This is a genomic window from Variovorax sp. Soil_C_12, assembly GCF_057657375.1.
The window spans coordinates 160,708-180,352 of record NZ_JBDGIO010000005.1 but is presented as its reverse complement, the minus strand read 5'-3'; the positions used below and the strand labels follow the sequence as shown (position 1 = coordinate 180,352).

Genomic DNA, 19,645 nt, shown 5'->3' with positions numbered 1-19,645 from the left:
ATTCTCATGACAACACGCGAGGACGCGGCTCGCGAAGCCGCCGCGCTGGGCGAGCAACTGCGCCGCCACGCCCATCTGTACTACGTGCTCGACGCACCCGAGCTGCCCGACGCCGAGTACGACCGCCTGTTCCAGCGCCTGCAGGCGCTGGAAGCCGAACACCCCGAGCTGCGCACGCCCGACTCGCCGACGCAGCGCGTCGGCGGCAAGGCGCTGGAAGCCTTCGCCAAGGTGCGCCACAAGGTGCCGATGCTCTCCATCCGCACCGAGACCGACATCACGCCCGGCGGCGCCAGCGCCTTCGATGCGCGGGTGCGCCGCGAGCTGGGCCTGGCGGAGGATGCGCCGCAAATCGAGTACGTGTGCGAGCTGAAGTTCGACGGCCTGGCCCTCAACCTGCGCTACGAGCAGGGCGTGCTGGTGCAGGCCGCCACCCGCGGCGACGGCGAGATCGGCGAGGACGTCACGCAGAGCATCCGCACGGTGCAGCAGATCCCGCTGCGCCTGCACGGCCAGGGCGCGGAGATCCCGCCGGTGGTGGAGGTGCGCGGCGAGGTCTACATGCGCCGCGACGACTTCGAGACGCTGAACGAACGCCAGCGCGAGAAGATCGCCGCCGGGCAGAAGAACGAGAAGGTGTTCGTGAACCCGCGCAACGCGGCGGCCGGCGCGGTGCGCCAGCTCGATCCGGCGATCGCCGCGGCCCGGCCGCTGAGCTTTTTCGCCTACGGCCTCGGCGAGGTCACGCCGCCGGAGCAGGGCGGGCCCGCGCATGCCACGCAGTTCGACTGGCTGCAGCAGTTCCATGCCTGGGGCTTTCCGATCGGCACGCAGACGCAACGCGCCCGCGGCGCGATCGAGCTGATCGCCTTCCACGAGACCATCGCGCGCCAGCGCGACGCGCTGCCCTACGACATCGACGGCGTGGTCTACAAGGTCGACAGCCTGGAGCTGCAGCGGCAGCTCGGCTTCGTCTCGCGCGAGCCGCGCTGGGCGGTGGCCCACAAGTACCCGGCGCAGGAGCAGCTGACCGAGGTGCTGGGCATCGAGGTGCAGGTGGGCCGCACCGGCAAGCTCACGCCGGTGGCCAAGCTGGCGCCCGTCTTCGTGGGCGGCGTCACGGTGACCAACGCCACGCTGCACAACGAGGACGAGGCCCGGCGCAAGGACGTGCGGGTGGGCGACACGGTGATCGTGCGGCGCGCCGGCGACGTGATCCCCGAGGTGGTGGGCGTCGTGCCCGAGAGCGCGGCGCGGCCGGCGGAGCAGCGCGGCCCGGTCTTCACCATGCCGCACAAGTGTCCCGTCTGCGGCTCCGACGCGCTGCGCGAGGAGGGCGAGGTCGACTACCGCTGCACCGGCGGCCTGTTCTGCGGCGCACAGCGCAAGGAGGCCATCCTGCACTTCGCGGCGCGGCGCGCCCTGGACATCGAAGGCCTGGGCGACAAGCTGGTCGAGCAGCTGGTGGACGGCCAACTGATCCGCACGTTGCCCGATCTCTACAAGCTGGGCCTCACGACCCTGGCCGGGCTGGACCGCATGGCCGACAAGTCGGCGAAGAACCTGGTCGACGCACTGGAAGCGTCGAAGAAGACCACGCTGCCGCGCTTCCTCTTCGGGCTGGGCATCCGGCACATCGGCGAAAGCACCGCCAAGGATCTGGCCAAGCACTTCGGCAAGCTCGACGCGATCATGGACGCAAGCGAGGAGCAATTGCTCGAGGTCAACGACGTCGGTCCGGTGGTCGCGCAGAGCCTGCGCGCCTTCTTCGACCAGGCACACAACCGCGAGGTGGTCGAGCAACTGCGCGCCTGCGGCGTGAGCTGGGAAGAGGGCGAGCCGGCGGCGCGCGCGCCCAAGCCCCTCGCGGGCAAGACCTTCGTCATCACCGGCACCCTTCCTACGCTCAGCCGCGACGAAGCGAAGGACAAACTGGAAGCAGCGGGCGCCAAGGTCGCCGGGTCGGTCAGCAAGAAGACCGATTTCCTGGTGGCGGGCGCCGAGGCCGGCAGCAAGCTCGACAAGGCGACCGGGCTGGGGGTGGCCGTGATCGACGAGGCGCAGATGCTCGAGATCCTTGCCAACGGCCTTTGAGGTCTCCGCCGAGCTTTACCGTGCGTTACGCAGCTTCATGCGATAGAAGTCAACAAGGTCTACAAGAGGACGTTGAACACATCAGTACCGACCAGGAGTCCATCATGATCAAGAATCGCCGTCTATGGGGTGTTTGTGCCGTGCTCGGAGGCGCAGCGCTGCTCGGCGGCTGCGTGGCCGTGCCGGGAGGCTCCTACGGGTATTCCGAGCCCTATTACGCGGATCCGGGACCGGTCGTGGTCCAGCCGAACGTGTACATCGACGGCAGCTATGGCGGCGGCTATTACTCCCGCCCGCGCTACCCCTATCCGTACTACGGGGGGCGCCCCGGCTATTACCCGCATCCGGGCTATCCGCGCGCCGGCTGGGGAGGGCGCCCGAGTGCGGCGGTTCCCCCGCCGGCACACCTCGGTCCGCGCAGCGGCGGTGGTGCCGGCGTCACGGTGCCGGTCCCGCCGGGCCGCAGCCCGCGCGAGATCAACCGCATCCTGAACTCGCCGGACTCGCGCAACCAGACGCCGCCCTGAGCCCCGGCGCGCGGACCGCGGTGGCGATAATGTCCGCATGACGGTACGCGAGATCCTCAAGATGGGCGACCCCCGGCTGCTGCGCATCGCGCAGCCGGTCGCCGCCTTCGACACCAACGAGCTGCACCTGCTGGTGCGGGACATGTTCGAGACCATGCATGCGGTGAACGGTGCCGGCCTCGCCGCGCCGCAGATCGGCGTCGACCAGCAGCTCGTGATCTTCGGCACCGACACCGTCAATCCGCGTTATCCGGATGCGCCCGCCGTGCCGCGCACAGTGCTCATCAATCCCGTCGTCACGCCCATCGGCGACGAGGAAGAAGAGGGCTGGGAAGGCTGCCTATCGGTGCCCGGGCTGCGCGGCGTGGTGCCGCGCTTCGCCCATGTTCGCTACACCGGCTTCGACCCCTACGGCGATCCCATCGACCGCACCGTCAGCGGCTTTCATGCGCGGGTGGTGCAGCACGAGGTCGATCACCTGCTGGGCAAGCTCTATCCGATGCGGGTGCGCGATTTCTCGCGCTTCGGCTACACCGAGATCCTCTTCCCGGGTCTCGATGCGGCCGAAGACGAGTAGCCCGGACGATCAGTTGTAGCGGCCGCCCGTGCCGCCGACGCTGAAGCGGCCGGCGCCCAGGAAGGCCACGGCCAGCGCGCTGAAGAGGAACAGGCCCTGCAGCTCCAGCTCCCAGCCGCCCTGCTTGTTGAGCATGCCGATCTGCTTCATGTGCACCAGCCAGATCGCGACCAGCATGTTGATGACCACGATCCATGCTGCCGGCCGCGTGTAGAGGCCGATGATCAGCAGCACCGGCGCGACGATCTCGCCCACATAGACCAGGTAGGCCAGGGCGGTCGGCAGGCCATGCGAAGCCAGCATGCTGGCCGCGAAGCCCACGCCGCCGTTGATCTTGGCGATGCCATGCAGCAGCATCAGGATGCCCAGGGCCAAGCGGAGGATGAGTTTGCCGGTGTCGTCGGAACGGATCATGTTCGAAAGCCTTTCTGTTGTTAAAAAAACAGGGGCGATTGTGGTCGATTCCGTTCACGCCTTCCTGACCGTCCTCTGACGGCCTGGGGAGACTCCCAGGCCGCTCAGGCTGCCAGCGCTTCGAGCAGCTCGGTCTCGATCGCCGCCTGCGTGCGCTGGCCCTGCAGCTCGGGTCCGCTGATCAGGAAGGTGTCTTCCACGCGCTCGCCCAGGGTCGTGATCTTGGCGAGCTGCAGGTTCAGGTGATGGCGCGCGAGCACGCGCGCCACCGAGTACAGCAGGCCCACGCGGTCGCTGGCCGAGATGTTGAGCAGCCAGCGCTGCGCCTTGTCGTCGGGCAGCAGGCTGACCCGCGGCTTGATCGGGAAGCTGCGCACCCGGCGCGACACCCGGCCCTTGCTGGGCGAGGGCAGGGGGCCGGCCTCGTCCAGCGTCTTGGTTAGGCCGGCCTCGACCATGCTGATCAGGTCGCGGTAGTGCTCGGGGATGAAGGTGGTGACGACCTGGAAGGTGTCCAGCGCATAGCCGTTGGTGGTGGTGTGCACCTTGGCGTCGAGGATGCTGAAGGAGGATTGGTCGAAGTAGCCGCAGATGCGCGCGAACAGGTCGGGCTGGTCGGGCGTGTAGACCACCACCTGCAGTCCTTCGCCCACCGGCGAGAGCCGGGCACGCACCATCGCCGGTGCATGCGGGTCGATCGGCACGTTCCTCGGCGGCACGTGCCGCGACAGCTGCTTGGTGTGCCAGGCGATCTCGGAGGCGTCGTGGCGCATGAAGTAGCCGACGTCGAGCGTCTCCCACAGCGCCTTGTGGGCCTCGAAGGGCTGCGCATGCAGCGCCAGCTGCACCAGCGCCTCGCGCTTGCGCGCCTCCACCTCGGCGCCCGGGTCGGGCATGCGGCCGCCCAGGGCGCGCAGCGTCGAGCGGTAGAGGTCTTCGAGCAGCTTGCCCTTCCAGGCGTTCCACACGCGCGGGGAGGTTCCGCGGATGTCGGCGATGGTGAGCAGGTAGAGCGCCGTCAGGTAGCGCTCGTTGCCCACGCGCTGCGCGAAACGGGCGATCACCTCCGGGTCGCTCAGGTCCTGCTTCTGCGCGACCTGGCTCATCACCAGGTGCTCGGACACCAGGAACTCGATCAGCCGCGCGTCCTCGCGCGGGATCTCGTGCTGGCGGCAGAAGCGCCGCACGTCGCGCGAGCCCAGCTCCGAATGGTCGCCGCCGCGGCCCTTGGCGATGTCGTGGAACAGCGCCGCGACGTAGAGGATCCAGGGCTTGTCCCAGCCGCCCGCGAGCTGCGAGCAGAAGGGATATTCGTGCGCATGCTCGACGATGAAGAAGCGCCGTACGTTGCGCAGCACCATCAGGATGTGCTGGTCGACCGTGTAGACGTGGAACAGGTCGTGCTGCATCTGGCCGACGATGCTGCGGAACACCCGCAGGTAGCGGCCCAGCACCGAGGTCTGGTTCATCAGCCTGAAGGCGTGCGTGATGCCGCGCGGCTCCAGCACGATGCGCATGAAGGTCGCGTGGTTCACGCGGTCGTTGCGGAACTTGCTGTCCATCACGTGGCGGGCGTTGTAGAGCGCGCGCAGCGTGCGCGCCGACAGGCCGTTGACGCCGATGGTCTTCTGGAAGAGCAAAAAGGTTTCGAGGATGGCGTGCGGGTCCTTGAGGTACAGGTCGTCGCTCGCGACCTCAATCAGGCCGCCCTTCTCGAAGAAGCGGTCGTTGATGCGGGTGGCCTGCTCCTCCTGCGGATTGAGCCGGTCGGCGATGTTGAGCAGCAGGATCTGGTTGAGCTGCGTCACCGCCTTGGCCGCCCAGTAGTAGCGGCGCATCAGCGCCTCGCTCGACTTTCGCTGCGACTCGCCGACATAGCCGAAGGTGGCCGCCACGGCCGTCTGCAGGTCGAACACCAGGCGGTCCTCGCGGCGGTTGGCGATCAGGTGCAGGCGGGCGCGGATCAGGCTGAGCAAGGCCTCGTTGCGCTTGATCTGCTGCACCTCGAAGGCGGTGGCCAGGCCGTTCTTCGCCAGGTCGTCCCAGCGCCTGCCGAAGCCCCCCGCCTTGGCCACCCAGAGGATGATCTGCAGGTCGCGCAGCCCGCCGGGCGATTCCTTGCAGTTGGGCTCCAGCGCGTAGGGCGTGTTCTCGTACTTCTGGTGCCGGTGCCGCATCTCCTGCGTCTTGGCGGCGAAGAAGGCATGCGGGTCGATGTCGGCGAGGAAGCTTTTGCGGAAGGCGGCGTAGAGCTTCTTGTCGCCGGCGACGAGGCGGGCCTCGAGCAGCGAGGTCTGGACGGTGACGTCCTTGGCGGCTTCGGCCAGGCATTCGTCCACGGTGCGCACGCTGGAGCCGATTTCGAGGCCCACGTCCCAGCAATGGCCGATGAAGGCCTCGATGCGCGACGGATCGACGTCGGTCGCGTGGTCCTGCGGCAGCAGCAGCAGCACGTCGACGTCGGAAAAGGGGAACAGCTCGCCGCGCCCGAAGCCGCCGACCGCGACCAGCGCCAGCCGGTTGCCGAAGCCGGCGTCGGCCCACAGCGCGTTGAGCGCCTCGTCGGCCAGGGCGGCGAGCTGGCGCAGCACGGTGTGGACGCTGCGCGTGGGCGCGCGTGCACTGCGCGCCTGGTCGTACAGCGCCTGCTTGTGCGTGCGGTAGGCGTCGCGCAGCGAAGGGATGTCCACCATGGCAGCCTCTCGAAGGCCGGCGGGCGGCATCAAGCCGAGGTACTGGCGAAGGCGGGCGGCGGCGGGCTGCCGGCGGAGAGCGTGAGCACCTCGTAGCCGGTCTCGGTCACCAGCACCGTGTGCTCCCACTGGGCCGACAGCGAGTGGTCGCGCGTGACGATGGTCCAGCCGTCGTACTGGCCGCCGCGGGCGTCTTCCTTGATGTCGCGCTTGCCGGCGTTGATCATCGGCTCGATGGTGAAGGTCATGCCGGGCTTGAGCTCGTCCAGCGTGCCGGGCTTGCCGTAGTGCAGCACCTGCGGTTCCTCGTGGAAGCCGCGGCCGATGCCGTGGCCGCAGAACTCGCGCACCACCGAAAAACCGTTGCCCTCGGCGAAGCGCTGGATGGCGAAGCCGATGTCGCCCAGATGCACGCCCGGCTTCACCTTGACGATGCCGTGCCACATGGCCTCGTAGGTGAAGGCGCACAGGCGCTTGGCCGCGATCGAGGCGTCGCCCACGATGAACATGCGGCTGGTGTCGCCGTGCCAGCCGTCCTTGATGACCGTGACGTCGAGGTTGACGATGTCGCCCTTCTTGAGCGGCTTGTCGTTCGGGATGCCATGGCACACCACGTGGTTGACCGAGGTGCAGATGGACTTGGGGTAGGGCACGCTGGAGGCGCCCATGTAGTTGAGGGGGGCGGGGATCGCGCCTTGCACCTGCGTGATGTAGTCGTGCGCGAGCTTGTCGATCTCGTTGGTGGTCACGCCGGGCTTGACGTGCGGGGTCAGGTAGTCCAGCACCTCGGAAGCGAGGCGGCATGCAATGCGCATGCCGGCCACGCCCTCGGCGTCTTTGTAGGTGATGCTCATGGGCCCGAATTATCCCATTCGGCCCGTTAAAATTGCGGGCTTGGCGCGGATGGCCCCAGTCAGCGGCCGCCGCCTACATTCCCCTGGTTTCCAACGCGGCCTGCCCGCCGACCCCGATCGTGACCTTGCCCCTGAATGCGCCTTCCCATCCCGTCGCCCCCGTGGTGACCTTCTTCGAGGGCGGCAGCGCGCTCAGCGGGTTCCGGGCCCGGCAGCTGCTGCCCCGGCTGCAGGCCATCGAGCCGCGCATCGAAGGCCTCTCGGCCCGCTTCGTGCACCTGGTCGCAACCGACCACGCGCTGGAAGGCGCCGAGCACGAGCGCTTCGCCGCCCTGCTGGGCTACGGCGAGCCCTTCGAGGCGCCCGCCAAGGCCGGGCCCACGCTGGTCGTCACGCCGCGCCTGGGCACGGTCTCGCCCTGGGCGTCCAAGGCCACGGACATCGCCCACAACTGCGGGTTGGCGCTGCGCCGCGTCGAGCGCGTCACGCAGTACCACCTGGTGCTGAAGGCGCCGCTGCTGGGCAAGGCGCCGGTGCTCGATACCGACCGGCTGGCCGCCCTGGGCGCGCTGCTGCACGACCGCATGACCGAATCGGTGCTGCCTGGCTTGGAGCAGGCGGCGGCGCTGCTCGCAGAGCTGCCGGGCCAGCCGATGGCGCAGGTCGACGTGCTGGCCGGCGGGCGTGCCGCGCTGGTCGAGGCCAACACGCGCTTCGGCCTGGCGCTGGCGCAGGACGAGATCGACTACCTGGTCGACGCCTTCACCCGCCTCGGCCGCAACCCCAGCGACGTCGAGCTGATGATGTTCGCGCAGGCCAACAGCGAGCACTGCCGCCACAAGATCTTCAACGCCGACTTCGTGATCGACGGCGAGGCGCAGCCGCAGAGCCTGTTCTCGATGATCCGGCACACCGAGCGCCAGAACCCGCAGCACACGGTGGTGGCCTACGCCGACAACGCCTCGATCATGGAGGGCTCGCAGGTCGAGCGCTTCGTCGCCGCCTCGGCCGCCGGCCGCTACGACAAGCAGGACGCACTGAACCACGTGCTGATGAAGGTCGAGACCCACAACCACCCGACCGCGATCTCGCCCTTCCCGGGCGCTTCGACCGGCGCCGGCGGCGAGATCCGCGACGAAGGCGCCACCGGCCGCGGCTCCAAGCCCAAGGCGGGGTTGACCGGCTTCACGGTGTCGAAACTCTGGCCTGCGCAAGGCAGCTACGGCAAGCCCGAGCACATCGCCAGTCCGCTGCAGATCATGACCGAGGGCCCGCTGGGCGGCGCCGCCTTCAACAACGAGTTCGGCCGGCCCAACCTGCTGGGCTACTTCCGCGAGTACGAGCAGGCGATTTCCAGCGACCGCGACACGCTGCAGCGCGGCTACCACAAGCCCATCATGATCGCGGGCGGCCTGGGCAGCATCGATGCGGGGCAGACGAAGAAGATCCGATTCCCGGCGGGCTCGCTCTTGATCCAGCTGGGCGGCCCCGGCATGCGCATCGGCATGGGCGGCAGCGCGGCGAGCTCCATGGCCACCGGCGCCAATGCGGCCGAGCTCGACTTCGACTCGGTGCAGCGCGGCAACCCCGAGATCGAGCGGCGCGCGCAGGAGGTCATCAACCACTGCTGGCAGCAGGGCGAGGCCAACCCGATCCTGGCGATCCACGATGTCGGCGCGGGCGGCTTGAGCAATGCCTTCCCCGAGCTCAGCAACGACGCCGGCCGCGGCGCGCGCTTCGACCTGCGCGCCGTGCCGCTGGAGGAGTCGGGCCTGGCGCCCAAGGAGATCTGGTGCAACGAGAGCCAGGAGCGCTATGTGCTGGCGATCGCGCCGGAGTCGCTCGAACTGTTCAAGGCTTTCTGCGAGCGGGAGCGGTGTCCGTTTGCGGTGGTGGGGGTGGCGACGGAAGAGCGGCAGTTGGTCGTGGCTGACGGGCTTACCCCGCCCGTCGACATGCCCATGGACGTCCTTCTGGGCAAGCCCCCGAAGATGCTGCGCGACGTGCAGTCCATTGCCCGCACGTTCAAGCCCCTCGACCTCACCGGTGTCGACCTGCAAAAAGCAGCCATCGACGTCCTCTCCCACCCCACCGTCGCCTCCAAGCGCTTCCTCGTCACCATCGGCGACCGCACCGTCGGCGGCCTGAGCCATCGCGACCAGATGGTCGGCCCCTGGCAAGTACCCGTGGCCGACTGCGCCGTCACCCTGGCCGACTACACCGGCTTCGCCGGCGAGGCCATGAGCATGGGCGAGCGCACCCCGCTCGCCGCCCTCGACGCCCCGGCCTCCGGCCGCATGGCGGTGGCGGAGGCCATCACCAACCTGCTGGCCGCACCCATCGAGCTCTCGCGCGTCAAGCTGTCGGCCAACTGGATGGCGGCCTGCGGCGAGCCGGGCGAGGACGCCGCGCTGTACGAGACCGTGAAGGCCGTGGGCCTGGAGCTCTGCCCGGCGCTCGGCATCTCGATTCCCGTCGGCAAGGATTCGCTGTCCATGCGCACCCAGTGGCAGGACCAGGGCGAGCAGAAAAAGGTCAGCTCGCCCGTGAGCCTGATCGTCAGCGCCTTTGCCACCCTGGCCGATGTACGCGGCACGCTCACGCCGCAGCTGGATGCGAGCGAGCCCGACAGCATGCTGGTCCTGATCGACCTGGGCCGCGGCAAGCAGCGCATGGCCGGCAGCATCCTGGCCCAGACCCTGGGGCAGAGCGGCGACGTGGTGCCGGACCTCGACGACCCGCAGGACCTGGTCAAGCTGGTCGCCGCCGTCAATGCCTTGCGCGCCGACGGCAAGATCCTCGCGATGCACGACCGCAGCGACGGCGGCCTGTTCGCCGCAGCCTGCGAGATGGCCTTTGCCGGCCACGTGGGCATCGCCCTCAACGTCGACCTGCTGGTGACCGAGGGCGACGGCATCAGCGACAGCCGCGCCGAGTATGGCGACGCCAAGAACTGGGCCGGCCAGGTCAGCGCCCGGCGCGAGGAGCTCACGCTGAAGGCGCTCTTCAACGAAGAGCTGGGCCTGCTGCTGCAGGTGCGCACTGCCGAGCGCAACGAGGTGATGCAGACGCTGCGTGCGCACGGTCTCAGCGCCCACAGCCATTTCGTCGGCAAGACCCGGCCCGGCGTCTCGGCCATCGACGCCGGCAAGGGCAAGGTGGAGGTCTGGCGCGATGCCAAGGCGGTCTTCAGCGCCGGCCTGCACGACCTGCACCAGGTCTGGGACGCCGTGAGCTGGAAGATCTGCCGCGAGCGCGACAACCCCGACTGCGCCGACGCCGAGCACGCCGCCGCCGGCGAGCCGCAGGACCCGGGCCGCCACGTGCTGCTGGCGCCGGGCGCCTCGGAGGACGTGGCTGCGCCTTTCCTCAACCTCGCACGGCCCAAGGTCGCGATCCTGCGCGAGCAGGGCGTGAACTCGCACGTCGAGATGGCCTATGCCTTCCACGAGGCCGGGTTCGAGTCCTTCGACGTCCACATGACCGACCTGCAGACGGGCCGTGCGGACCTGGCCGCCTTCAAGGGCGTGGTGGCCTGCGGCGGCTTCAGCTACGGCGACACCCTGGGCGCCGGCATCGGCTGGGCGCGCAGCATCACCTTCAACCCGAAGTTGAGCGAGCAGTTCAAGGCCTTCTTCGGCCGCGCCGACACCTTCGGCCTGGGCGTGTGCAACGGCTGCCAGATGTTCGCCGAGCTGGCCGACATCATTCCCGGCGCCGAGGCCTGGCCCCGCTTCACCACCAACCAGAGCGAGCGCTTCGAGGCGCGGCTGTCGATGGTGGAGGTGCTCGATTCGCCCAGCCTGTTCTTCGCCGGCATGGCCGGCAGCCGGCTGCCCATCGCGGTGGCGCATGGCGAGGGCTATGCGAACTTCAAGCACCGCGGCGACCCGGCCAAGGCCATCGCCGCGATGCGCTTTGTCGACAACCACGGCCAGGCGACCGAGCGCTATCCCTTCAACCCCAACGGCAGTGCCGGTGGCCTGACCTCGGTGACGACGGCCGACGGGCGCTTCACCGCGCTGATGCCGCATCCGGAGCGCGTGTTCCGCAATATCCAGATGAGCTGGACCTCGGGGGACAAGAGTGCGCTCAGCCCGTGGATGCGGATCTGGCGCAACGCGCGGAAGTGGGTGGGGTAGGCACCAGCAACGCCTCGCGCGCCATGCGGATCAATTTTCCGATCGACCGCAAGCTGATGAGCGCCGCCATGCGTGCGACCGGTTTCGGTTCGGAGCTCTCCCGGAGGGAGAGGGAACAAGACGGGGGACGCTCCCTCCCTCATCGCACGCACGGGCGGTCTTAGCCCGCGGGCCGAACCGCAGTCGCACAAAACAAAAACGCGGCCCATTGGCCGCGTTTCTCATGCACGTTCGATGCGCGGGTCTATTCGACCTTTGCCTTTGCCCGCAGTTCTTCCTGATACTTCTGCAGCCGCTGCTGCTGCAGCTGCTGCACGATCTGCGGCTTGACCTCGTCCAGCTTGGGCAGCTGGGCCTGGCGGATGTCGTCCACGCGGATGATGTGGTAGCCGAACTGCGACTTGACCGGGGCGGGGGTGGTCTCGCCCTTCTTGAGCTTGATCATCGCTTCCGAGAACTCGGGCACGAAGCTGGCAGGCGCAGCCCAGTCGAGGTCGCCGCCGTTGGCGCCGGAGCCCGGGTCCTTGCTCTGCTTCTTGGCGAGGTCCTCGAACTTGGCGCCCTTCTTGAGGTCGGCCAGGATTTTCTGGGCCTGGTCTTCCTTCTCGACCAGGATGTGGCGGGCCTTGTATTCCTTGCCGCCGTTGGCCGCGACGAACTTGTCGTACTCGGCCTGCGCGTCGGCGTCGGACACCGCGTTGGACTTGCGGTAGTTGTCGAACAGCTGGCGGATCAGGATGGCCTGGCGCGCGAGCTCCAACTGGTTCTTGTAGTCGTCGGTGGCGTCCAGGCCCTGCTTCTGGGCTTCCTGCATGAAGATCTCGCGGGCGACCACTTCTTCACGCAGCTGGCCCTGCATCTCCGGCGTGACCGGCCGGCCGGCGGCCGCCAGTTGCTGGGCCAGCACGTCCATGCGCGCCTTGGGCACCGGCTTGCCGTTGACGATGGCCGCGTTCTGCGCGAAGGCGGGGAGGGCAGCAAGAAGGGCGACGGCGGCTGCGGCCTGCAGGAGTTGTTTCTTCATAAGGGGAGGGTACTTTTGCCGCCCGGAGAGGCGGGAAACAAAGCGCTTCAAAGCGTCTCGATAGCGATGGCGTGAAGGCCCTGTGCGATGAAAAGTTGCAGCGCATCATACACAAGCCGATGGCGCGCCACGCGCGGCTTTCCCTCGAAGAGAGGAGAGGCAATGCGCACCCGGAAATGGGTGCCGTAGCCCTCGGGATTGGCGCCCGCATGGCCGGCATGCGCCGCGCTCTCGTCGATCACCTCGAGCACAGTCGGTTGCAGCGTCGCCCGCAGGCGCGCTTCCAGGTCGGCAGCAGTCGGAAGGCTCATGCGGCAGGCTTGTCCGACTTGAGATGCGGCGAGATGTACAGCCCCTGCGCCACCAAAAACACGATCGGGAACGCATAGCCCCAGAGCTTGAAGTTCACCCAGGCCTCGGTGCTGAAGTAGGCCGCCACGTAGCCGTTGATCGCGGCCATGAACACGCAGTAGGCGATCCACGCGACGTTGAGCCGCCCCCAGATCTGCGCCGGCAGTTCCAGCTGCGCGCCCAGCAGCATCTTCAGGAAGTTCTTCTTGAAGCCCCACAGCGCCACGGCCAGCGCCAGCGCCATCGCGCCGTAGAGCACCGTCGGCTTCCACTTGATGAAGCGGTCGTCGTGCAGCAGCAGCGTGAGCGAGCCGAACAGCAGAATCAGCACCAGGGTGGCCTTCTGCATCGGCGCCAGCCGGCGCTCGTTGAACCAGGCGATGCCCATCTGCAGCACGGTGGCCGCCATCAGCACGCCGGTGGCGGTGTAGATGTCGTAGAGCTTGAAGGCGCCGAAGAACAGCAGGATCGGGAAGAAGTCGAGCAGCAACTTCATGTTCAGCGCTTCTGGAAATCGAGCGAGGCCGAGTTCATGCAGTAGCGCAGGCCGGTTTCGGTCGGGCCGTCGGGGAACACGTGGCCCAGGTGGGCGCCGCAGTTGGCGCAGACGTTCTCGGTGCGCACCATCCCGTGCGAGCGGTCGACGATGTTCTTGATGGCGCCGGGCACCGCCTCCTGCGAGAAGCTGGGCCAGCCGCAGCCGGCGTCGAACTTGGTGGCCGATTCGAAGAGCTTGGCGCCGCAGCAGATGCAGTGGTAGCTGCCGTCTTCCCAGTGGGCTTCGTACTTGCCGGTGTAGGGGCGCTCGGTGGCGGCGTGGCGCGTGACTTCGAAGGCGGCGGGCTCGGCGCCTTTCTCGGCCAGGACGGCCTTCCATTCGGCATCGGTTTTCTGGACGGGTGCGGTCATGATGAGCAGCTGATTTCGATGGTGGAAGCCCAGTCGGGCGGGAAGCCGGCATAGGCCTCGTGGCCGGCATGGTCTTCAAATGGGGTTTCGAGCAGCTTCAGCAAGGTGGCCAGGCCCGAGAAGTCTTTTTTCTGCGCCGATTCGATCGCCTGCTGGCCCAGGTGGTTCCGCAGGACGAATTTCGGATTGGCGCCGCGCATCGATTGTGCCGCCTGCGCCGCCGTCACCTGTGCGTGGCGCTGCGCGAAGGCCTCGAGCCAGCCGTCGATGCCGGCATGGTCGAGGAACAGGTCGCGCACCGCGGCCGGATCGCCGCCCGCCTTCAGGTCGGCGAGGCGGCGCCAGAAGATCGTGTAGTCCACTTTCTCCTGCGCCAGCAGCTTGAGCACGCCTTCGATCAGCGCGCGGTCGTCCGGCGCCGCTTCGGCCAGGCCCAGCTTGGCCCGCATGCGCGCCGCGTAGGCCTCGGGGAACACCGTCTTGTACGACTCCAGCGCGGCCACCGCGACCTCCTGGTCGCCGATCAGCGGCAGCAGCGCCTGGGCCAGGCAGAACAGGTTCCAGTAGGCGACGTTGGGCTGCTGGTTGTAGGCATAGCGCCCGCCGGTGTCGCTGTGGTTGCAGATGTGGCGCGGGTCGAAGCCGTCGAGGAACTGGAAGGGCCCGTAGTCGATGGTGAGCCCGAGGATGCTCATGTTGTCGGTGTTCATCACGCCGTGGCAGAAGCCGACGGCCTGCCATTGCGCGAGCAGCGTCGCGGTGCGCTCGCTGACCGCTTCGAGGAAGGCTGCGTAGGCGTTGCCGCCGAAGCGCTCGAAGCGCGCGTCATGGCGGCAGGCCGGGTAGAAGCGGTCGATCGTGAAGTCGGCCAGCGCGCGCAGCTCATCGACGCGGTTGTTGGCCGCGAAATGCTCGAAGTGGCCGAAGCGGATGAAGCTGGGCGAGGCGCGCGTCACCACCGCGGCGGTTTCGATCTCCTCGCGCACCACCTGTGCGTCGGAGCCGGTCACGCACAGGGCGCGCGTGGTGGGGATGCCCAGCGCGTGCATGGCCTCGCTGCAGAGGAACTCGCGGATGCTGGATCGCAGCACCGCCCGGCCGTCGCCCATGCGCGAGTAGGGCGTGCGCCCCGAGCCCTTGAGCTGCAGCTCCCAGCCGCTTGCGGTCTCGCCCAGCAGGATGGCGCGGCCGTCGCCCAACTGACCGGCCCAGACGCCGAACTGGTGGCCGCTGTAGACGCTGGCCAGGGGGCGGGTGCCGGCGAGCGGCACGTTTCCGGTGAAGGCGGCCAAGCCGTCTTGCGAATGCAGGCTGGCCTCGTCCAGCCCGATCTCGCGTGCCAGGGCCAGGCTGCGCCCGACCCAGTAGGGTTCGGGCAGGGGCGTGGGCCGGAGCTCGGTGAAGAAGGCAGGGCCCAGGGTGGAGAAGCCGGCGGTCCAGTCCAGTCCGAGGTCGACCACTTCCGCTTCGTCTGCAAGCATGCTCATGGGGGCGATTGTCCCGTACCCACTGAATCCCCGGGCCACGGAGGCCATCGCGGCCTTTCTGTTTCCATTTGTGTGCATCGGGCCTGCGGCGGGATTTCCGAGCCCGCGAGCCGGTAGAGTGCGGCGTCGCGCTGCCTTCGCGCCTCCACATCCAAGTTTCTTCCCCTCCCATGTCCAGTCTCATCGTCCACGGCGGCGCTCCCCTGCGCGGCCGGATCAGCCCTTCGGCCAACAAGAACGCGGTGCTGCCCGTGCTCTGCGCCACCTTGCTCACGCGCGAGCCCCTGCGGCTGCACGGCGTGCCCGACATCACCGACGTGCGCAAGATCCTCGAGATCTTCCAGGCGCTGGGCAGCGAGGTGCGGCTCGACCGCGAGACCGGCACGCTGGACCTGCACCACCGCGACACCGCTTTCGACGCCACGCGCCACCGCCTCCCGGAAGAGATGCGCTCCTCGATCATGCTGGTGCCGCCGCTGCTCGCCCGCTTCGGCGTGGCGCGGCTGGAGGACAACGTCAAGGGCTGCACCCTGGGCGTGCGCGAGATCGACCCGCATGTCGAGGTCCTGCGCCATTTCGGCGGCAGCGTGGAGCGCACCGAAGGCTCGCTGCTGGTGCGCTTGGCCGAGGGCATGCGGCCCGTGGACCATTGGCTGGACTACGCCTCCGTCACCACCACCGAGAACTTCGTGCTCTGCGCGGTGGCCGCCACCGGCACCTCGACGCTGACCAACGCCGCCTCGGAGCCCCACGTGCAGGAGTTCTGCCGCTTCATGGCCATGATGGGCGCGCGCATCGAGGGCATCGGCACCTCCAAGCTCACCGTGCGTGGCGGTGCGCCGCTGGCCGGCGGCGAGTTCCGCTTCGACGAGGACTTCCACGAGATCACCACCTTCCTGGCGCTGGGCGCGATCACGGGCGGCGAGGTGCAGGTGCGCAACAGCGCGCCCGGCCAGTTCCCGCTGATCGACCGCACCTTCGCCAAGTTCGGCGTGCAGATCGTGCATCGCGACGGCTGGTCCGAGGCGCGCCGCAGCGGCCCGCTGAAGGTGCAGGCGCCCTTCACGGCCAACGTGCTGACCAAGGTCGAAGCCGCGCCCTGGCCCTACTTCCCGGTCGACCTGCTGCCGATCTTCATCGCGCTGGGCGTGCGCGCCCAGGGCAACGCGATGTTCTGGAACAAGGTCTACGACGGCGCGCTGGGCTGGACCGGCGAGCTCTCGAAGTTCGGCGCCCATGTGTTCTCGTCCGATCCGCACCGGCTCATCACCTTCGGCGGGGGGCCGCTGGCGCCGGCCGTGGTCGAGAGCCCCTACATCATCCGCGTGGCGATCGCGCTCTTCATGGTCGCGGCCAGCATCGAGGGGCGCTCGGAGATCCGCAACGCGGCGCCGATCCGGCGTGCGCATCCGCGCTTCGTGGAGAACCTGCGCAGCCTGGGGGTGCGGGTGGAGTGGACGCAGGACGAGTAGGGCGGGGCCGCCGAGGCTCAGTTCAGCAGCAGCGCCCCCGGCACCGTCACCGCCGGGCCGCCGCTTTCGCGCCACAGCTGCGCCCGGTACTGGGCCGGCGGCAATCCGAACCAGCGCTTGCAAGCCCTGAAGAAGTTGCTGGCGTCGACGAAGCCCAGCAGGTCCGCCACCTCGTGCAGCGTGTGCCGCGCCTCGGCCAGGTATTGCCGGGCCAGCTCGCGCCGGGTGCGGTCGAGCAGGGCCTGGAAGGACACCGACTCCTCCTGCAGCCGCCGCTGCAACGTGCGCTCGGCCAGGCCGAGGCCTGCCGCCACGTCCTGCCGGCGCGGCTCGCCTTGCTGCAGGCGGCGCGCGATCTCGGCACAGACCCGGCTGCTGGTACTGGTCTGGCCCAGCTGCGCGAGCTGCTTGTCCAGCAGTTCGGTATGCATCGTGGCCAGCGCCGCGTGCTGCGTGGGAAGGGACACCCTCAGGTCGGCGTCGGACAGCAGCATGCGGTTGGCGCGGGCGTTGAAGCGGATCTCGCAGCCGAAGGCCTCGCGGTGCAGCCGCTCGTCTGCCGGCGCGGGGTGGACGAACTCCATCGCCAGCGGGCGCAGCTCGCGCCGGGTGAGCCACTGGCACAGGGTGAACACGGTCAGCATCGCGTACTCGGTGCGCTGCCGGGGGATCGGCAGGATGCCGCCGCCCTGTTCCAGCGACATCCAGCTGCCGCGGGGGTCGGAGCTCATCGAGAAGGTGGTGGCGTCGGAGATTACCGCCATGTAGCGCGTGAGGTTGTCCAGGCCGGTGCGCAGGTCGGGGCTGCAGCTCATCGCGTGGCCCACGGTGCCCAGCCGGCTGCAGGTCGCGGCCAGCCCGCGGCTCAGGCCCAGCGTGGGCTTGCCCACCCGCGCCACGGCGAGCTGCCACAGCGTCGTGACCTGGTCGACTGCGAAGCGCGCGTCCTCCCGGTGCAGCGATTCGCGGTCGAAGCCGGCGTCGCGCAGCAGCGCCGGCGCATTCAAGCCCTCAGCCTCGAACATCGTGAGGACACCTTCCAGCCAGGCGGCGGAACTGGTGCGTGATGGGGGTTGCTGCGGGCAGCCGGCCCGGCGGGGCGGCTGCGGCATGGAGGCTCCTGAAGTCACTGTTTTGGCGCGCTTGCGATAACGGGAAAGGAGGGGGCGATTCCTAGAATTCCGGCGGTCCGGGGGCGCAGCAGTATGGGCGCCCGGGGCCGATGCGGGAATTGCGACTAACCCGGTGTGGGGACGCCGACGCGACAGGCCAGGGCCATGCTCTGCGGGTTTCTGTCCTTGTGGGATGCCACGAAGATTGCGTGAATCTCAAGTGCCGAAGGGGCCGCCGCCGCGGCCCCGGAGTTTTCAAGATCTGTTGTTTGAAGGAGCCTTCCGATGCTGGGTTTGATGCAGGACCAACCATTGCTGATCTCGTCGCTGATCGAGTTCGTCGAACGCCACAACGGCGACGGGGAAATCGTCTCGCGGCGGGTCGAAGGCGACATCCACCGCAGCAGCTGGCGCCAGATCGCATCCCGTGCGCGCCAGGTCGCCAACGCGCTGGACCAGGAGCAGCTGATCTTCAGCGACCGGGTGGCGACTCTGGCCTGGAACGGCTACCGCCACCTGGAGCTGTACTACGGCGTCAGCGGCAGCGGCCGCGTGCTGCACACCATCAACCCGCGCCTGCACCCCGAGCAGATCGCCTGGATCGCGAACCACGCCGAAGACCAGATCCTGTGCTTCGACCTCACCTTCCTGCCGCTGGTGCAGGCCGTGCACGCCAAGTGCAGCACCGTCAAGAAGTGGATTGCGCTGTGCGACGCCGACAAGCTGCCCGCCGACAGCGGCATCCCCAACCTGGTGAGCTACGAGGCCTGGATGAGCCCCCTGTCCGACCGGTACGACTGGCCCAGCTTCGACGAGAACTCGGCCTCGAGCATGTGCTACACCAGCGGCACCACCGGCAACCCCAAGGCCGCGCTCTACAGCCACCGCTCGACCCTGCTGCATGCCTATGCCGCCGCGCTGCCGGACGTGATGAACGTGTCGGCGCGCGACTCGGTGTTGCCCGTGGTGCCGATGTTCCACGTCAACGCCTGGGGCATTCCCTACTCGGCCGCGCTGACCGGCGCCAAGCTGGTGTTCCCCGGCCCGGCGCTGGACGGCAAGTCGGTCTACGAGCTGATCGAGAGCGAGCGCGTCACCTTCGCCGCCGGCGTGCCCACCGTCTGGCAGATGATGCTGGGCCACATGCAATCGCAGGACCTGCGCTTCTCCACCCTGAAGCGCACCGTGATCGGCGGCTCGGCCTGCCCGCCGGCCATGATCAACGCCTTCCAGCAGCAGTACGGCGTGGAGGTCCTGCATGCCTGGGGCATGACCGAGATGTCGCCGCTGGGCACGCTCTGCACCCTGAAGAACAAGCACCTCTCGCAGCCGCAGGAGCAGCAGACGGCCATCCGCATGAAGCAGGGCCGCGCCATCTACGGCGTCGACATGAAGATCGTCGACGGCGACGGCAAGGAGCTGCCCTGGGACGGCAAGACCTCCGGCGACTTGCTGGTCAAGGGCCCCTGGGTGGTCAAGGAGTACTTCAAGGGGGAGGGCGGCGATCCGCTGGTGCCCGATGCGCGCGGGCGCGGGTGGTTCCCCACCGGCGACGTCGCCACCATCGACCCCGACGGCTTCCTGCAGATCACCGACCGCAGCAAGGACGTGATCAAGTCCGGCGGCGAATGGATCAGCTCCATCGACATCGAGAACATCGCGGTGGCGCACCCGGCGGTCGCGATGGCGGCCTGCATCGGCGTGGCACACCCCAAGTGGGACGAGCGGCCGATCGTGGTCGTGGTGAAGAAGCCCGGCGCCGAGCTCACGCGCGAGGAGCTGCTGGCCTTCTACGGCGGCAAGACGGTGGCCAAGTGGCAGGTGCCCGACGACGTGGTCTTCGTCGAGGCGATCCCGCTGGGCGCAACCGGCAAGATCCTCAAGACCCGGCTGCGCGAGCAGCTGCGCGACTACAAGCTGCCGGAGTGCTGATGCCCGGCCATCCTACCGGCCGGTAGCACCTTCGCGGTGCGGCCTGTCGCCTGGGTG

15 protein-coding genes are annotated in these 19,645 nt (G+C 68.6%); 6 read left to right on the top strand and 9 right to left on the bottom strand.

The window, feature by feature from the left end:
• Nucleotides 1-6 precede the first annotated feature (6 nt).
• From ligA to def, 3 genes are all read left to right on the top strand, one after another.
• Nucleotides 7-2,094, top strand: a complete 2,088-nt coding sequence (ligA, locus tag AC3A6X_RS15530; protein ID WP_487843027.1) for an NAD-dependent DNA ligase LigA — start codon at nucleotides 7-9, stop codon at nucleotides 2,092-2,094.
• A 104-nt stretch (nucleotides 2,095-2,198) separates the two neighbouring features.
• Complete coding sequence (locus tag AC3A6X_RS15525; RefSeq protein ID WP_487843026.1) at nucleotides 2,199-2,621, top strand: hypothetical protein; 423 nt, start codon at nucleotides 2,199-2,201, stop codon at nucleotides 2,619-2,621.
• Between the two features lie 37 nt (nucleotides 2,622-2,658).
• The gene (gene def / locus AC3A6X_RS15520; RefSeq protein ID WP_487843025.1) at nucleotides 2,659-3,198 is read left to right on the top strand and encodes a peptide deformylase; all 540 of its coding nucleotides are present in this window, start codon (nucleotides 2,659-2,661) and stop codon (nucleotides 3,196-3,198) included.
• A gap of 9 nt (nucleotides 3,199-3,207) precedes the next feature.
• Here def and AC3A6X_RS15515 read toward each other — a convergent pair whose 3' ends face one another.
• The 3 genes from AC3A6X_RS15515 to map form a co-directional block, all read right to left on the bottom strand.
• Nucleotides 3,208-3,612 (bottom strand): DoxX family protein, encoded by a 405-nt coding sequence (locus AC3A6X_RS15515; protein WP_487843024.1) that lies wholly within the window; start codon nucleotides 3,610-3,612, stop codon nucleotides 3,208-3,210.
• A gap of 104 nt (nucleotides 3,613-3,716) precedes the next feature.
• Complete coding sequence (locus AC3A6X_RS15510; protein ID WP_487843023.1) at nucleotides 3,717-6,305, bottom strand: [protein-PII] uridylyltransferase; 2,589 nt, start codon at nucleotides 6,303-6,305, stop codon at nucleotides 3,717-3,719.
• A 29-nt stretch (nucleotides 6,306-6,334) separates the two neighbouring features.
• The gene (gene map / locus AC3A6X_RS15505; RefSeq protein WP_487843022.1) at nucleotides 6,335-7,159 is read right to left on the bottom strand and encodes a type I methionyl aminopeptidase; all 825 of its coding nucleotides are present in this window, start codon (nucleotides 7,157-7,159) and stop codon (nucleotides 6,335-6,337) included.
• Nucleotides 7,160-7,278: 119 nt separating this feature from the next.
• Between map and purL the strand changes: the two genes are divergently transcribed.
• On the top strand, nucleotides 7,279-11,301 hold the full coding sequence (gene purL / locus AC3A6X_RS15500) for a phosphoribosylformylglycinamidine synthase (RefSeq protein WP_487843021.1): 4,023 nt from the start codon (nucleotides 7,279-7,281) through the stop codon (nucleotides 11,299-11,301).
• 244 nt (nucleotides 11,302-11,545) lie between these two features.
• On the opposite strand, the gene AC3A6X_RS15495 is transcribed toward purL, so the two are convergent.
• From AC3A6X_RS15495 to AC3A6X_RS15475, 5 genes are read right to left on the bottom strand one after another with little or no spacing between them, the layout of a single operon-like run.
• On the bottom strand, nucleotides 11,546-12,325 hold the full coding sequence (locus AC3A6X_RS15495; RefSeq protein ID WP_487843020.1) for a peptidylprolyl isomerase: 780 nt from the start codon (nucleotides 12,323-12,325) through the stop codon (nucleotides 11,546-11,548).
• A 47-nt stretch (nucleotides 12,326-12,372) separates the two neighbouring features.
• Nucleotides 12,373-12,636 carry a BolA family protein gene (locus tag AC3A6X_RS15490; RefSeq protein ID WP_487843019.1) on the bottom strand — a complete coding sequence of 88 codons (264 nt, stop codon included), beginning with the start codon at nucleotides 12,634-12,636 and terminating at the stop codon, nucleotides 12,373-12,375.
• Nucleotides 12,633-13,172 (bottom strand): septation protein A, encoded by a 540-nt coding sequence (locus AC3A6X_RS15485; RefSeq protein ID WP_106558126.1) that lies wholly within the window; start codon nucleotides 13,170-13,172, stop codon nucleotides 12,633-12,635. The genes AC3A6X_RS15490 and AC3A6X_RS15485 overlap by 4 nt, the downstream gene beginning before the upstream one ends.
• A 2-nt stretch (nucleotides 13,173-13,174) precedes the next feature.
• On the bottom strand, nucleotides 13,175-13,585 hold the full coding sequence (gene msrB / locus AC3A6X_RS15480) for a peptide-methionine (R)-S-oxide reductase MsrB (protein WP_487843018.1): 411 nt from the start codon (nucleotides 13,583-13,585) through the stop codon (nucleotides 13,175-13,177).
• Nucleotides 13,582-15,072, bottom strand: a complete 1,491-nt coding sequence (locus AC3A6X_RS15475; protein ID WP_487843017.1) for a protein adenylyltransferase SelO — start codon at nucleotides 15,070-15,072, stop codon at nucleotides 13,582-13,584. Before AC3A6X_RS15475 ends, msrB begins: the two co-directional genes overlap by 4 nt.
• Nucleotides 15,073-15,242: 170 nt before the next feature.
• Here AC3A6X_RS15475 and AC3A6X_RS15470 point away from each other — a divergent pair, with 170 nt between their 5' ends.
• Nucleotides 15,243-16,544 carry a UDP-N-acetylglucosamine 1-carboxyvinyltransferase gene (locus tag AC3A6X_RS15470; RefSeq protein ID WP_487843016.1) on the top strand — a complete coding sequence of 434 codons (1,302 nt, stop codon included), beginning with the start codon at nucleotides 15,243-15,245 and terminating at the stop codon, nucleotides 16,542-16,544.
• Nucleotides 16,545-16,561: 17 nt separating this feature from the next.
• Here the strand turns inward: AC3A6X_RS15470 and AC3A6X_RS15465 are convergent, their stop codons facing one another.
• A complete protein-coding gene (locus AC3A6X_RS15465) occupies nucleotides 16,562-17,656 on the bottom strand; it encodes an AraC family transcriptional regulator (RefSeq protein WP_487843015.1) in 1,095 nt (364 codons plus the stop codon).
• Nucleotides 17,657-17,941: 285 nt separating this feature from the next.
• On the opposite strand from AC3A6X_RS15465, the gene AC3A6X_RS15460 reads away from it, so the two are divergent.
• A complete protein-coding gene (locus tag AC3A6X_RS15460; protein WP_487843014.1) occupies nucleotides 17,942-19,588 on the top strand; it encodes a 3-(methylthio)propionyl-CoA ligase in 1,647 nt (548 codons plus the stop codon).
• Nucleotides 19,589-19,645: the final 57 nt, after the last annotated feature.

Bases quoted from the DNA above. Each gene is read 5' to 3' on its own strand.
- AC3A6X_RS15515 (WP_487843024.1), bottom strand. From the start codon at position 3,612: ATGATCCGTTCCGACGACACCGGCAAACTCATCCTCCGCTTGGCCCTG.
- ligA (WP_487843027.1), top strand. From the start codon at position 7: ATGACAACACGCGAGGACGCGGCTCGCGAAGCCGCCGCGCTGGGCGAG.
- AC3A6X_RS15510 (WP_487843023.1), bottom strand. From the start codon at position 6,305: ATGGTGGACATCCCTTCGCTGCGCGACGCCTACCGCACGCACAAGCAG.
- AC3A6X_RS15485 (WP_106558126.1), bottom strand. From the start codon at position 13,172: ATGAAGTTGCTGCTCGACTTCTTCCCGATCCTGCTGTTCTTCGGCGCC.
- AC3A6X_RS15525 (WP_487843026.1), top strand. From the start codon at position 2,199: ATGATCAAGAATCGCCGTCTATGGGGTGTTTGTGCCGTGCTCGGAGGC.
- AC3A6X_RS15465 (WP_487843015.1), bottom strand. From the start codon at position 17,656: ATGCCGCAGCCGCCCCGCCGGGCCGGCTGCCCGCAGCAACCCCCATCA.
- AC3A6X_RS15495 (WP_487843020.1), bottom strand. From the start codon at position 12,325: ATGAAGAAACAACTCCTGCAGGCCGCAGCCGCCGTCGCCCTTCTTGCT.
- msrB (WP_487843018.1), bottom strand. From the start codon at position 13,585: ATGACCGCACCCGTCCAGAAAACCGATGCCGAATGGAAGGCCGTCCTG.
- AC3A6X_RS15470 (WP_487843016.1), top strand. From the start codon at position 15,243: ATGTCCAGTCTCATCGTCCACGGCGGCGCTCCCCTGCGCGGCCGGATC.
- AC3A6X_RS15460 (WP_487843014.1), top strand. From the start codon at position 17,942: ATGCTGGGTTTGATGCAGGACCAACCATTGCTGATCTCGTCGCTGATC.
- AC3A6X_RS15490 (WP_487843019.1), bottom strand. From the start codon at position 12,636: ATGAGCCTTCCGACTGCTGCCGACCTGGAAGCGCGCCTGCGGGCGACG.
- AC3A6X_RS15475 (WP_487843017.1), bottom strand. From the start codon at position 15,072: ATGAGCATGCTTGCAGACGAAGCGGAAGTGGTCGACCTCGGACTGGAC.
- map (WP_487843022.1), bottom strand. From the start codon at position 7,159: ATGAGCATCACCTACAAAGACGCCGAGGGCGTGGCCGGCATGCGCATT.
- def (WP_487843025.1), top strand. From the start codon at position 2,659: ATGACGGTACGCGAGATCCTCAAGATGGGCGACCCCCGGCTGCTGCGC.